Source organism: Humidisolicoccus flavus (genome assembly GCF_045689595.1).
In the GTDB taxonomy this organism is placed as follows: Bacteria; Actinomycetota; Actinomycetes; order Actinomycetales; family Microbacteriaceae; genus Humidisolicoccus; species Humidisolicoccus flavus.
In genome coordinates this window covers 623,093-636,302 of record NZ_CP142724.1, presented here as the reverse complement: position 1 = coordinate 636,302, position 13,210 = coordinate 623,093, and the positions used below count along the sequence as shown (strand labels likewise).

The window sequence follows — 13,210 nt, the reverse complement described above, 5'->3', positions numbered from 1 at the left end:
CGAATTAGTCAGGGCTGGAAGCCCGGCTTGCTCATCAGGGAATCAATGCCATGGCGGATTCACGCTCACGCGATGACGGTGTCGCTGCCAGTGTTCACGCGCGAGTGCAGCCCTGAGCTTCATGCTGACCGAGCGTGCTCTGGCATAACTACTGCAGCGTCGCGATGCAAAACGTTCGTGTGCGATGCTGCGCCTGCGACGTCACGCGCAGGCGTCGTGCCTGGAGCGCTCTGTGTGCCCAGTCGGGCTCCGTGATGCGTCACGATCCGTCTGAGATGCATCGCCGTTGAGCCGCTTGGTGTTCACGCTGTTCTTGCCCGCACCTTCGCTGCTGAAGCTTCAGGCGGTGTGCGCAGCGATCTCAGCGTTTGTACACAACGGCTGTCGTTGCGCTACTCGCCCGCAACCCGCTCAGAGGCCATGTCATTGCTGACATAACTTTGCAGCCATTCGCTGAAGTCTGGACCGAGGTCGTGCCGAGAAACCGCCAGTTGCACGATTGCTTTCAAGTATTCGAGACGATCACCCGTGTCATACCGTCGACCCCGGAACACGACTCCGTGAACACCCTCATTCGGGTCCAGCGCGAGCTGGTGCAACGCGTCCGTGAGTTGGATCTCTCCCCCACGACCCGGCTCCGTTTTCTCCAGGAGTGCAAACACGCTCGGCTGCAATACGTAACGGCCGATAATCGCGAGGTTCGACGGTGCTTCGCCCGGTGCCGGCTTCTCGACCATGCCCGTGACTCGAACGACATCACTCGTGGGGTCGCCCTCGATCGTCGCAATACCGTAGAGGTGCGTCTGCGAGGCTGGAACTTCTTTGAGCGCCACGACACTCGTGCCGAGTTCCTCAGTGACATCGAGCATCTTCGTCAGCAGCGAATCGCGGGCATCGATGATGTCGTCGCCCAGCAAGACAGCGAAGGCGTGATGTCCGACGTGCGCCTGTGCTCGAAGGATCGCATGCCCGAGCCCGAGCGGATCGCCCTGCCTCGTGTAGTGCATATTCGCGAGATTCGTGGAATGGTTCACCTCGGCAAGGCGTGACTGGTCACCCTTTTGTCCGAGCAACAGTTCGACCTCGGTCGCGCGATCGAAATGGTTTTCGAGTGCATTCTTATTGCGACCCGTGACCATCAGCACATTCTTGAGGCCGGCGTTCACCGCTTCTTCGACGACATACTGAATCGCAGGCTTGTCGACGACAGGCAGCATCTCTTTCGGCATCGCTTTTGTCGCTGGCAGGAACCGAGTTCCAAGCCCCGCGGCAGGAATAACGGCCTTTGTTACTCGGGTCATAGTTTCAGGATACCGATCACTCAGAACGTGCCTCACCGGGAGAGGTCACTCGAGCAAGTATGTCGCGGACATTCTCCGGATCAAAGTTGTCGCTGCTGGAATCGATCGCCTCGAGGGACCACCAGCGAGCGTCGAGAATGTCTTCGAGCTCGCTCGGCTCCCATGACGCATTCGATGGTCTGAAAGTGGCCGTTCGCGCAAGGAAATACGTCGAATCCACTCGATCGAAGGAATGACCGCTTGGGAGGTCGCGGACCTCCTGCCAAATCGGAGTACCGAGTGATGCTTCTGGCACCCGCAAGCCGGTTTCTTCGAAGAGTTCCCGAGCCGCGCCCTCTCGGGCTGACTCCCCCGGCTCGATCCCTCCTCCGACCGTGAGCCAGCGAGGAGGGGCAATGCGGTTGTCCCAATGCGTGAAGAACAGCAGCACACGGTCTTCGGGGTCGAGGAGCACCACTCGAGCGGTCCGACGAACTCGAAGACCGTGCGGCTGCGAATCGGTCATGCGAGCGAGTTCTTCTCCGTCGGCAGGTACCGAGCCCACCATTCGAGCACGGCTGCGAATCGTTCGACGCGGTGGCGCGGCTGACCGCTCCGCGTCAGTTCGTGGTCTTCACCTGGGAACACCAACAACTCAGTTTCGGTGCCCTGCCGCTTGAGCGCCGCCCAGTAGCGCTGCGCCTGCTCGAGTGGGCAACGGAAGTCGAGCTCAGAATGCAGAACGAGCGTCGGCGTCTGTACTTGGCCAACGACAGCAAGAGGACTCTGCTTCGCGATCGACTCGGCGTCGGTGCCAACATATTCGTCACCGAAGAACCACCCGATGTCGCTCGTTCCGACGAAACTCGCTGGATCCAGGAAGCCACGCTCGACGATTGCGCCGGCAAACCGGTGATCGTGCGCGATCGTCCAGGCGGTGAGATAGCCACCGTACGAACCGCCCATGATGCCGAGCCGAGCTCCATCGAAGTTCGGGAACGCCGCGACCGCTGCATCGAGGAAGTCGAGCACGTCACTCGCATCGACAGTCCCCATCGCTCCTCGGATGCTCCGTCCGTGCGCCTCGCCATAGCCGGCACTCCCCCGGGGGTTGCACATCACCACGGCGTAGCCGGCGGCGACCGCGGTTTGCGCCTCGTCGTACACGTGCACACCGTATTGCGCGAATGGTCCACCGTGGATCATGAGCAGCACTGGATGCGGGCCTTCACCCTCGGGTTGGAAGACCCAGCCGTGGATGGACGATCCGTCGCGGGCAGAGGCGACGAAGTCTTGCCCTTCGACCAGACCGCTCGCCTGGAGTGGCGCGCCGAAATCGGTCACGATCTGCAAGCCGTCATTGACCACTGCGAATTCACCGTAGGAGGTGGGCGTTGCGACGCTCGCGACAATGGTTTCGCCAATTGCGTCGTGGCCGATGACTTCGACCGCGTCGTCGGCGATGACGGTGTATTCGCCCGCACGATTAACTCGTGCCAGCTCGACACGACCGCGGGTGCGATTCTGCACGATCACGGAACTCGCTTGAGAACTCAGGTGGCTTCCCACCTCACCGAGATCGATCGTTTCTGCGTCGGTCAGCCGCGAGACGGTGCCGTTCGTTTCGAGCAGGAACAGGCCGGTGTTCTTCGCGACGAAGTCGATGCCGCGCTCTCCGACCTCCTGCGCGAGGAAAGCAAGCGCGCCGTCGTCGAATCGGACGATGCTCGAAGGATTGGTGATGCTCAGGTTCCGGGTCGAGCTGAGGACGAGCGTCGGTTCACCCGGAGTGTGGGCGTCGAACTCGAACAGTTCCGAGCGGAGGTCCTCGAAACGGCTGTCGTGGCGGGCAGAGCTCGTCAGGATCTTCGTGCCGTCATCCGAGAACAGGATTCCGGAGTGCTGGAAGTCTCCGTTGGAGAGCTGGGTTGCCGCGGCGATCGAGTGCGACGCTGCACGATCGTTCGCGCTACCGTCCGAATCGTTGTCGACCGTGACCGCCTGCTCGTAATTCGGCTCCGCGAACACGTCGGGAACCGAAGCGACGAACAAGTGGCTGTGACGCCCCGTCACCCACCCCGCGCCGTTCGCCGTGGTCTTCCAGGTGGTGATCCGGCGAGCAGGCTCCTGCGTCGAGGCGATGCCCTGCACTGATCCGTACCGACCATGTTCGATCACGGTTGCGGTCAGGCCGAACCGTTGCCCGTCAGGAGAGAACGTGAAGCCGTTCACTCCCCCGGAAATGTTCGTCGCCTGGACTGGTTCTCCACCGCCGGAAGGGATGCAGAAGATTTGCTGCGCACCTTCGACGCTTCGAAGAAAAGCGATCACCGCACCGTCCGGAGAGAACTGAGGGGCGCGATCTGCAATGCCACGAGTGAGTCGGCGGCGCGCACCGTTCAACTCCACGCGCCACAGCTGGCCGACGTTCTTGTTCGCCCCGATGCTCGGTCGGTTGCTCTCGAGCACGGCCCAGGTGCCGCTCGGGTGGAGGCGCGGGCGGCCAAGGCCGACAAGGTGTTCAATATCGTTCGAGTACATCGTTCCCTCTCAGACGACGTGCACCGGTGCACGTCGTCATGCGTTGCAATGGAAGTGCGAAAGCGGGTCTAGTTGCCGAAGCCGCTCGTGTCGCCAACGAGGCGCGTGTTGTCGGCTGGAACTTCTTCCACAGCTGCCCGCGCAATCTCCGCTGCGAATTCGGCGACGTTATAGAGCTTGCCGGCGTCTTCGCGCCGCGCTTCGAGTGCGCCGGGATTTGCTCGTTCGAGCAGGGTGGCGGTGATGGTGCCTTCGATCATGTCGCCTGAGACAACCACGAAGCCGATACCGCGCTCCGCCAAGGAAGGAATCATCTCGCGCAGGGCGTCCTCGCCAGCCCGCTTCGAGAGCGCAACGGGCAAGTACTCCGGCATGGTCGGCGTCGAGTGGATGAAGTGGGCCTGGTGACTCGTCACGAAGACGACACGAGCGTCGTCGGCGAGAAACTTCGAGGCCGTCTCCAACAGGGCAACCTGAGCGTCACGGTTCAGGCGAAGCGCGTAGTCCTCGCCCATTCCGGCTTCCATGCCTCCCGAGGCGTTCATCACGAGAATGTCGATCGTGCCGAACGCGTCCTTCGCGGCCTCGAACATTGCGAGCACGCTCTCCTCATTCGTGAGATCCGCAGCGACCGCGATCGCACTGACGTTGTGCGCTATGGCCTTCTCGACGACCTGCTCAGCACGACGTGCCTTGTTGCGGTAGTTCACCACCACGTTGGCTCCAGCCTCGGCGAAGTATCCGATCGTGTCCGCGCCGATACCGCGTGATGACCCGGTCACGAGAGCTGTCTTGCCGGAAAGTGATCCGGGGGCGAGAGGGTTGGACACAGAGACTCCTTCAATCAACAAGCAGAGATGCAATGAGCATTGTTTCCGGCGCAGCCATGGGATGCTCTCGAAAACGTCTGACTCCGAGCCTATCCGGCACTGCCGTCGTGCACCGATGCCTCGCCTCCGGAGCGCTGCGACCTCAGTCCACTCGGAGGGCCTAGCCCCGCGCGATTCAGTAGGATTACCAGCAACAGAGGAGTGGAATATGGATCTCTTGCAGTACGCGTGGGTGGGCTGGCTCGTCATCGCGCTCATTTTGTTCATCATCGAGATGGTCACGCTCGAATTCACGTTCCTCATGCTGGGCACCGGATCACTGATCGGGCTCGGTTCTTCGCTGACCGGTCTGCCGCTCTGGGCTCAAATTCTGATTGCCAGCCTTTCGGCGCTCGCACTCCTCTTTCTCGTCCGCCCCTCCCTGCTTCGACGACTGCAGCGCAATAGCGATCCGGCGAAGTCGAATGTCGACGCACTCATCGGTTTAGTCGGCGAAGTCACCTTGCCGTTCCAACGCGGTTCCGGCCAGGTCACGCTGACCAACGGCGACATCTGGACCGCACGCTTCGCTCCATCGGTTCGAGTGCGAGACCTCGACGTGGGCGAGCGAATCCTGGTGACCTCCATCGAGGGCGCGACAGCGATCATCGTTCCCGCAGAGCGCTGAGCCCGCGATGAATCTGCCACTCAGGAGCAGATCCTGGAAATTGCGGGTGAATACTCGTCCCCGCCGAGTCATCCGGTGATTGTGACCGGTAGTCTCAAAGGAACTCGAAGAATTTCTCGGTTCGCCGTGAGATTCTCTTGACCATTTTGTCCACCACCAAATTCGTGGCTGAACCTTGGCCATTTCGTGTCAGGCGCTTTCGCGCATTGCAATAGAAGAAAGGAGCTCTCGTGCCCGTATCAGAGATCAACATTTTCGTGATCTTCCTCATGGTGCTCGTCGGAGTTATCTTCTTGTTCGTGGTCGTCTCGATCTTCCGATCGATTCGAATTGTGCAGCAAGGATTCACCGGTGTTGTAGAACGTCTCGGACGGTTTCACCGCGTCCTCCAGCCGGGTCTGAACTTCCTGGTTCCGTTTATCGACCGGATGCGCTACCAGGTCGACATGCGTGAACAAGTTCGCTCGTTCCCACCACAGCCAGTGATCACGGAAGACAACCTCGTTGTCTCCATCGACACCGTCGTCTACTTCCAGGTCACCGATTCACGTGCAGCAACGTACGAAATCGCCGACTACCTCGGCGCTGTTGAGCAGCTCACCACCACCACGCTTCGTAACGTCGTCGGTGGAATGAACCTCGAAGAGGCGCTCACGAGCCGTGACACGATCAACGGACAGCTGCGCGCTGTGCTCGACCAGGCAACCGGCAAGTGGGGCCTTCGCGTCGGCCGAGTCGAGCTGAAGGCGATTGACCCGCCCCACTCGATCCAGGACTCGATGGAGAAGCAGATGCGCGCTGAGCGCGACCGTCGTGCCGCCATCTTGACCGCAGAGGGTTCAAAGCAGTCCCAGATTCTCGAGGCCGAGGGTCTGCGTCAGTCGGAGATCCTCCGCGCTGAAGGTCAGGCGAAGGCACAGGTGCTTCGCGCTAAGGGTGACGCTGAAGCTCAGGTGCTGCTCGCAAAGGGTGAGTCCGAAGCGATCGAGCGCGTGTTCGAGGCAATCCACGCTGGAGATGCCGACAACAAGCTGCTCGCCTACCAGTACCTGCAGACCCTGCCGAAGCTTGCTGAGGGTGACGCGAACAAGCTCTGGATCATTCCAAGCGAGCTCACGGACGCACTGCAGACGATCGGGAAGGGATTCTTCGAAGGCAAAGCGGAAGTTCCCTTCGAGAAGGTTGCTCGTGCAGCAGAAGACAAGGGACCGTCGCTGCTCGACGAGACGTACACGCCCGACACCGTCTCGGACGTTGACGTGCCTTCGATCGCAGAAACCCTGCAGCAGAGTGGCATCAACCCAGATGGCGCAGGCCAGGCTCGGACGATCTCGAACGAAACCGACCTCGCTGCGGAAACGCCGACGACGAGCATCGACGATGCACTTCGTTCAGCGCAGCACGCGACCGACGAGGCCGCTCGTGCACCGAAGCAGTCGCAGACCGGCGACGTTCCACCAGCGCCACCTTCAGCTCCACAGCAGTAAGTGACGCAGTACCTCAACGGCAAGGCCCCGCGTGTGTTCGCACACCGGGGCCTTGCTCTGTTGTATCCGGAGAACACCACGGCAGCGTTCGAGGCTGCCATCGCGGCTGGAGTCGAGTACATCGAGACGGATGTGCGTGCGAGCGCTGACGGCGTTGCGTATTTTCTTCACGATGCAACCATGGAGCGCCTGACCGGCCAGCCGATCGCGGTTGCATCGCTGAGCAGTGGCGAACTCGATCAGATCGATCTCGGACACGGTGAATCACCGTTGCGAGTGAGTGCCGCATTCGAGCGCTTCCCGACGGTGAAGTTCAACATCGACATCAAATCGCTCGATGCAATCGAGCCGCTCGTTCGCGAGATCATCGCGGCCGAGGCGCACGGTCGCACGCTGATCACCTCCTTCGACGAACAGCGCCGACGCGCAACGGTCGAGCTCCTGCCGGGCGTCGCGAGCAGCGCCTCCGCGTCGACGATGAAGCGCGCCATGCTCGGCGCAAAATTAGGTCTGCAGCGCCTCGTTCGGCATGCACTGCACGGGTGCGTCGCCGTGCAGATTCCAACGAAGGCTTACGGTCTCCAACTTGTGACGCCGCGCACTCTTGCTGCGTTTCATCGCGCCGGCGTCGAAGTGCACGTGTGGACGATCAACGATCCTCGCGAGATGCGGCGACTGCTCGACCTCGGCGTTGATGGAATCGTCAGCGACCGCTGTGACCTTGCGATCGACCTTCTCAACGATCGAGCACTGGGCGAAGAGGATCCGCGGTAGCCGGCGGGCGCTTCGTATTCACGTGCATTCCTCGGGGAGCGAGGACTCAGGAGCGAGGACTCAGGAGCGAGGACTCAGGAGCGAGGACTCAGGAGCGAGGGAACTCGCCCGTGTCCGAGTGCCGACGAGAGATCCTCGGGACTGCCCTGACTCCGGTCACGCCCCAGGTGGTGACCATCCCGAGCGCCTCGGTGAATTGCTTCGTCACCATCTTGGACGCGCCGAGTGCACGTTCGGTGAAGGCAGCAGGAATTTCGACGATGTGACCAGCTGCCTGCGCGATGCGCACGGTCATTTCGATGTTGAAGGCGTAGCCCTCGCTCTTGACCTGACTCAGACCGATCTTCGCAAGGATCGCAGTGCGGTAGACGCGGAAGCCAGCGGTGAGATCGCGGACTTCGCTCTTCAAGAGTGTGCGCGCGTAGCGGTTGCCGAGGTTCGAGAGCAATCGGCGGCGCACCGCCCAGTTCTTCACGTCACTGCCGGAGATCCACCTCGAGCCGATGACCAGATCGGCGCCCTCAGCCGCGGCCGCGATGAGGGCGGGCAGTTCGTCGCTGTCGTGGGATCCGTCCGCGTCGATCACCGCAACAAATCGATAACCCTCGACGATCGCTCTGCGCATTCCTTCACGAGCGGCCGAACCGAATCCTGATTTCGAGGACCGGTGGAGCACCGAGACGGCAGCGTCTTCTGCGGCGAGTGAGGCCGCGAGCTTTCCGGTGCCATCTGGACTCGCATCATCGATGATGAGCACGTCCGCGTGCGGGACTGCCTGTCGGAGGCGTCCGATTGTGCGTTCGAGGTTCTCAAATTCGTTGTAGGTCGGAACGAGAACGAGGGTCTCAGCCACGGGTAGTCCTTCTCTGCAGCATGAACGAGCGAATTCCAAGCGCCCCCAGCAGCAGGATTGCGCCGAGACAGAGCACGAGCTCGATCCACGCTCCAAATGCAACCGCTGGAGTCACCGTTGACGACAGCGGTAAATCAGCAAGCATGACTCCTGCTTCATATTGCGTCAGTCGTTCGACCATTGTTCCATCCGGCAGCACCATCGCGCTCGTACCGACGGTAGAAATATTCACGAGCGCTCGGCCGGTTTCCATCGCGCGCAACTGTGCGATCGCGAGCTGCTGTACGTTTTCGGCACTCCCCTCGCCGAAATCGGCATTATTTGTAGGAGCGAAGAGAATTTCCGCGCCATGATCGAGAATCATCTCGCGAGTGAGGGCGTCGTCCACGATGTCGAAACAGATCGCGAGTCCAGCGACGAAATCGTCGATTCGGAACGCATTCGCGCTCGACGGGTCGACGGAGTAATCCCTCGGAATCAGATCGAAGAGATCGGGTGCGAGTGGGTAGAAGAAGTCTCGAGCAGGCAGATACTCGGCGAACGGGACCGGGTGCCGTTTGTGATAGGTCTCGGTCGCCGGTGCGCCCGGCTCCCAGAGCTGCAGGGAGTTGAAGACCTGCTCGTCTTCCTCGCCGATGTTCTCAGCGGTGATCGCTCCGAGAACGAGCGGGACGTCGAACTGATCAACGATTTCCTCGATCATCTCGGTGCTCCCGCGACGCTCGTGGGGCATCCACTCCCCCGCGTTCTCCGGCCACACGAGCACGTCCATCGTTTCGCCGGCAAGCAGCTGACTCGCATCCGCGTGTTCCGCAATGATCTGGCCGGGCACGTACTCGGCAAACAACCCTGCCTGACTATTGCCCTGCACCGCCCCGACTCGAATCGTCCCGGTCGTCTGCGTGGGGAACACAGGGATCGCGACGAGCGCGACGGCGACGGCTGCCGCGGTGACGAACCGTCGTCGGGCCATCGTTCCTCGGATGAGGAGGAGCTGCAGGAAGATCGCGGAGACGAAGACGAGCAGGAAGCTGAGACCGCTCATCCCCACCCAGGAGATCGCGTCACCGATCGGGCTCGAAGCTTGCGAGTGCGCCACCCTTCCCCAGGCGAATCCTCCGAAGGGGAATGTCGAGGCAACAGCCTCGCGAGCAGTCCAGAGTCCTGCGAGCAGTGCTGGGAGCGCGAAGGTGCGGCTCGCCTGGGTCCTGAAGAATCGTTCGCCCCACTGCCAAGCGAGCGCGAGCAGCATTGCGCCGAGAACTCCCCACACCACCATCACCATGACGAGACCGATGAGCGGCGGAGCACCCAGGTACACCGTGATCCACCAGATGTGTGGGACGTAGAAGGCGGCCGAGTGCGCTGCGCCGATGACCGCTGCTCCGCGAAGACTCCGGCCCCGAACTGACCAGAGCATCGCCGCCACGGCGGGGAAGACCAGCGGCCACCAATCCAGCGGTTGGAACGCGAGCGCGAGGACGAGTCCAGACCCGAGGCTCAGCGCGAGCGCAGGCCAGAAGCGCAATGGCGCACGAGAGCGAGTCGGACGTTTCCGAGGCGTGAGCGCGCTCATTGTGCAGCCCCGGCATCAGCGATGATCCCTCGCCGCACCTTTTCCAGGGCAGCGTAGGCGGTCTTTGCGAGTTCACCGGGGGCGACCATCGTGAGCTGTTCGAGGACGTCAATCGTCTGCCGGGCCCACCGTACGAAGTCACCGGCAGAAAGCTCGCTGTCGCGCAAAACCAACTCGAGATCTGCGCCTCGCGCCCAACGATGCATCGCGAGGGTCAGTCCGGTAGCCAGCGGCTCTGATCCAGGAAGGCGATGGGATTGCTCGAGGTCGTCGAGCTCCGCCCACAAACGTTGCGATGCATTGAGGGCGTCGAGGAACGCGCCCTTCGGCAGGTACCGCTCTGCCAGCATTCCGTCGTCTCTGCGTCCCTCGTACACGAGAGCACACGCCATGGCAGCGAGCGCTGGCGCATCGAGTTTCTTCCAGAGTTCCCGGTGCAGGGCTTCGGCAATGAGCAGGTCGCGCTCTCCGTAGATTCGGCGAAGCATGCTGCCGCGCTCTGTGACTCGGGTGCCCTCCTCGGCCGCTTCGAGATACCCGAGTTCGATCAAGATTTCAGTGATGCGATCGAACGTGACCGCGATCGTGCCGGTGCGACGTGCGATTTGTCGCTCGGTCTTTTCGACTTCTCGGCGTAAGCGCCAATAGCGCTCTCCCCAGCGTGCGTGCGTTTCTCGATCTGGACACGCGTGGCATGGGTGCGACTTCATGCGGCCGCGAGTCTTTTTCAGTGCCCGTTGTGCTCGCTCCTTCGCCGCAGCCGACAGGCCGGGCGCGGCGGCAGCGCGTTCCCCTTCGCTGAGTTCACGACGCAATTGCGCGTACTCAGGGAAGTCGCCGAGATGGCACTGCAGGGATTCCGCATACCCCGCCAGAGATGCGCGCTTCTCCTGCACGCCGCGCGCGAGCGACACGACGGCGCGGTCTGCTTGGAACTGCGCGAAGGACGTTTCGAGGATCGAGCGGGTCTCGTCACGGCCGTACCGCTCGATCAAGTTGACTGCCATGTTGTACGTCGGACGGAACACAGAAACGAGCGGGTACGAGTGGCGTGATGCGAGTTGTGCAACTGCGCCGGGCTCGAGTGAACCAGACCACACGATCAGTGAGTGGCCCTCAGTGTCGATGCCCCGTCGTCCGGCGCGACCAGTCAGTTGCGTGTACTCGCCCGAGGTGATCGGGACTCGTGCTTCACCGTTGAACTTCTCGAGCTTTTCGAGGACGACCGTTCGCGCAGGCATGTTGATGCCGAGTGCGAGCGTCTCGGTCGCGTAGACGACCTTGACGAGGCGAAGACGGAAAAGTTCCTCCACCACTTCCTTGAACGCTGGAATGAGCCCGGCATGATGCGCAGCGACGCCGTGTTCGAGCGCATCGAGCCACTCCCAATAGCCGAGCACGCCGAGATCTTCGTCACGGAGCAGCCGGGTGCGCTCGTCGACGATGGAGCGGATCACCGCACGCTCTTCCGCGGTCGTGAGCCTGACCCCACTCGCGACCGTTTGCTGTACCGCGCCCTCGCAGCCTTTGCGCGAGAAGATGAACACAATGGCGGGCAGCATGTTCGCGTCTTCGAGCTGCTCGACGACCGAAGCACGATTGACTCGCTGGGATTCCTGTCGCTGCGCGTGCCACGAACCACCACCGCCTCGCTGTTGCTGGCGTCGACCGCGGTGGCGATTGTTGCCGCCTCGATCGCGAAATGCTCGCGATGCGCTGCCTTCGCCGCCTCCTCGGGAAAGTTCCACAAGTTCCGGATTCGGCCGGTTCATCCTCTCGCCGACTTTCGAATCGAACAGTGGAACGAAGCGTCCTCGGATCATGACGTGCTGGTCGAGGGGCACCGGGCGAATCTCACTGACGATGACGCTCGTCGCCCCGCGAACGGCCTCGAGCCAATCTCCGAATTCACGCGCATTCGAGACGGTTGCCGAGAGCGACACCAGACGAACATGCTGCGGGAGGTGAATGATCACTTCCTCCCAAACCGGCCCACGGAACCGGTCAGCGAGGTAGTGGACCTCGTCGAGCACGACGTATGCGAGATCGTCGAGGCGGCCGGGTTCCGCGTACAGCATGTTGCGGAGCACTTCGGTCGTCATGACGACGATGCGCGCGCCGCCATTGATCGAGGTGTCTCCCGTCAGGAGCCCGACCTCGGATTCGCCGTACACGCTCTGTAATTCGCGGAACTTCTGATTGCTGAGCGCCTTCATCGGGGTCGTATAAAACACCCGCCCGATCGGTTCGCGCATCGCGAGGTGGATCGCGAACTCCGCAACGATGGTTTTGCCAGCACCCGTCGGCGCTGCGACGAGGACGCTCTTGCCCGCTTCGAGCTGTTCGCACGCATCTTTTTGAAACGGGTCGAGTCCGAAGGGCAGGCTCGCTCCGAAGAATTCGGTAACACTCACAGTGCGGGTTCAGCCTCTCGCTTGCGTTCTCGACGAGCCCGAAGCCAATCATTGAAAAGCGCGATGCCTGCTGCTGCGAAAAAGATCAGCCACATCGGAATCGCGATGACGAACATCGACATGATGTCTCCCGCAGGAGTGACGAACGCCGTGAACAGCGTGACACCGATGATTGCCCAGCGCCAGCCCTTCATGATCGTCTTTCCGCTCATCGCTCCCGCGAAGTTCAAGATGACAACGAAAACCGGAAGTACGAAGGCGACGCCAATAGCGAGGACGAGCTTCGAGGAGAAGTCGAAGTAGCTCGAAGCCGAGAGAAATGCAGCGAGATCGACCTCACCGAAGCCGACGAAAATACTGGTGATGCGAGGCAAGAGCATCCAGCCGAGATAACAACCGCCGAGAAACAGCGGAACAGCGGCTCCGAGGAAACCGAAGACGTAGGCGCGTTCGCGATGCTTGAGACCGGGTACGAAGAAGCGAAGGATTTGGTACAGCCAGACGGGGCTTGCCGCGACGATGCCGAGGAGGAAGCCGATCCGCATGCGGATGTCGAAGGATTCGGTCACGACCTGGTAGTTCAGGTTGACGGGCCGACCGTCTTGCGCCAACTGTTCGAGCGGCGCACGGAGTTCGTGAATGACGAACGGGGCGGCGAAGAATCCCGCGATCGAAGTTGCTGCGATCGCGAGAAGGCAAATGACGAATCGTTTTCGAGCTTCGCGGAGATGCACCCCCAGGGGCATCTTCTTCTCAGCGTTTTCGGCACGCTCTGCGCGAGCCACAGG

At 61.7% G+C, this 13,210-nt stretch carries 11 protein-coding genes; 3 read left to right on the top strand and 8 right to left on the bottom strand.

Translation table 11 applies throughout. The annotated features are described in order from the left end of the window. Positions 1 to 392: 392 nt before the first annotated feature. The 4 genes from galU to U2H20_RS03015 form a co-directional block, all read right to left on the bottom strand. A complete protein-coding gene (gene galU / locus U2H20_RS03030) occupies positions 393 to 1,301 on the bottom strand; it encodes a UTP--glucose-1-phosphate uridylyltransferase GalU (RefSeq protein ID WP_430593025.1) in 909 nt (302 codons plus the stop codon). Positions 1,302 to 1,317: 16 nt separating this feature from the next. Next, a complete protein-coding gene (locus U2H20_RS03025) occupies positions 1,318 to 1,806 on the bottom strand; it encodes an NUDIX hydrolase (RefSeq protein WP_430593024.1) in 489 nt (162 codons plus the stop codon). Next, the gene (locus tag U2H20_RS03020) at positions 1,803 to 3,821 is read right to left on the bottom strand and encodes a prolyl oligopeptidase family serine peptidase (RefSeq protein ID WP_430593023.1); all 2,019 of its coding nucleotides are present in this window, start codon (positions 3,819 to 3,821) and stop codon (positions 1,803 to 1,805) included. Before U2H20_RS03020 ends, U2H20_RS03025 begins: the two co-directional genes overlap by 4 nt. Before the next feature lie 68 nt (positions 3,822 to 3,889). Further along, positions 3,890 to 4,651 (bottom strand): SDR family oxidoreductase, encoded by a 762-nt coding sequence (locus tag U2H20_RS03015; protein WP_430593022.1) that lies wholly within the window; start codon positions 4,649 to 4,651, stop codon positions 3,890 to 3,892. A gap of 208 nt (positions 4,652 to 4,859) precedes the next feature. On the opposite strand from U2H20_RS03015, the gene U2H20_RS03010 reads away from it, so the two are divergent. The 3 genes from U2H20_RS03010 (at position 4,860) to U2H20_RS03000 (ending at position 7,579) form a co-directional block, all read left to right on the top strand. Beyond that, the gene (locus U2H20_RS03010) at positions 4,860 to 5,318 is read left to right on the top strand and encodes an NfeD family protein (RefSeq protein WP_430593021.1); all 459 of its coding nucleotides are present in this window, start codon (positions 4,860 to 4,862) and stop codon (positions 5,316 to 5,318) included. A gap of 269 nt (positions 5,319 to 5,587) precedes the next feature. Further along, the gene (locus tag U2H20_RS03005; protein ID WP_430593584.1) at positions 5,588 to 6,805 is read left to right on the top strand and encodes an SPFH domain-containing protein; all 1,218 of its coding nucleotides are present in this window, start codon (positions 5,588 to 5,590) and stop codon (positions 6,803 to 6,805) included. Then, positions 6,806 to 7,579, top strand: coding sequence for a glycerophosphodiester phosphodiesterase family protein (locus U2H20_RS03000; protein ID WP_430593020.1), 774 nt, complete (start codon positions 6,806 to 6,808; stop codon positions 7,577 to 7,579). 88 nt (positions 7,580 to 7,667) lie between these two features. Here U2H20_RS03000 and U2H20_RS02995 read toward each other — a convergent pair whose 3' ends face one another. Genes U2H20_RS02995 through tatC form a run of 4 tightly spaced genes read right to left on the bottom strand, consistent with a single transcriptional unit; the run spans position 7,668 to position 13,207 of the window. After that, positions 7,668 to 8,432, bottom strand: a complete 765-nt coding sequence (locus tag U2H20_RS02995; protein ID WP_430593019.1) for a glycosyltransferase — start codon at positions 8,430 to 8,432, stop codon at positions 7,668 to 7,670. Next, positions 8,425 to 10,008: an apolipoprotein N-acyltransferase gene (gene lnt / locus U2H20_RS02990; protein ID WP_430593018.1), complete on the bottom strand. Its 1,584-nt coding sequence runs from the start codon at positions 10,006 to 10,008 to the stop codon at positions 8,425 to 8,427. Before lnt ends, U2H20_RS02995 begins: the two co-directional genes overlap by 8 nt. Further along, positions 10,005 to 12,422 (bottom strand): DEAD/DEAH box helicase, encoded by a 2,418-nt coding sequence (locus U2H20_RS02985; RefSeq protein ID WP_430593017.1) that lies wholly within the window; start codon positions 12,420 to 12,422, stop codon positions 10,005 to 10,007. The genes lnt and U2H20_RS02985 overlap by 4 nt, the downstream gene beginning before the upstream one ends. Then, positions 12,419 to 13,207: a twin-arginine translocase subunit TatC gene (gene tatC / locus U2H20_RS02980; protein WP_430593016.1), complete on the bottom strand. Its 789-nt coding sequence runs from the start codon at positions 13,205 to 13,207 to the stop codon at positions 12,419 to 12,421. Before tatC ends, U2H20_RS02985 begins: the two co-directional genes overlap by 4 nt. Positions 13,208 to 13,210: the final 3 nt, after the last annotated feature.

Coding starts and splice junctions, on each gene's coding strand:
- U2H20_RS03025 (WP_430593024.1), bottom strand. CDS start 1,806: ATGACCGATTCGCAGCCGCACGGTCTTCGAGTTCGTCGGACCGCTCGA.
- galU (WP_430593025.1), bottom strand. CDS start 1,301: ATGACCCGAGTAACAAAGGCCGTTATTCCTGCCGCGGGGCTTGGAACT.
- U2H20_RS03010 (WP_430593021.1), top strand. CDS start 4,860: ATGGATCTCTTGCAGTACGCGTGGGTGGGCTGGCTCGTCATCGCGCTC.
- U2H20_RS03020 (WP_430593023.1), bottom strand. CDS start 3,821: ATGTACTCGAACGATATTGAACACCTTGTCGGCCTTGGCCGCCCGCGC.
- U2H20_RS03005 (WP_430593584.1), top strand. CDS start 5,588: ATGGTGCTCGTCGGAGTTATCTTCTTGTTCGTGGTCGTCTCGATCTTC.
- lnt (WP_430593018.1), bottom strand. CDS start 10,008: ATGAGCGCGCTCACGCCTCGGAAACGTCCGACTCGCTCTCGTGCGCCA.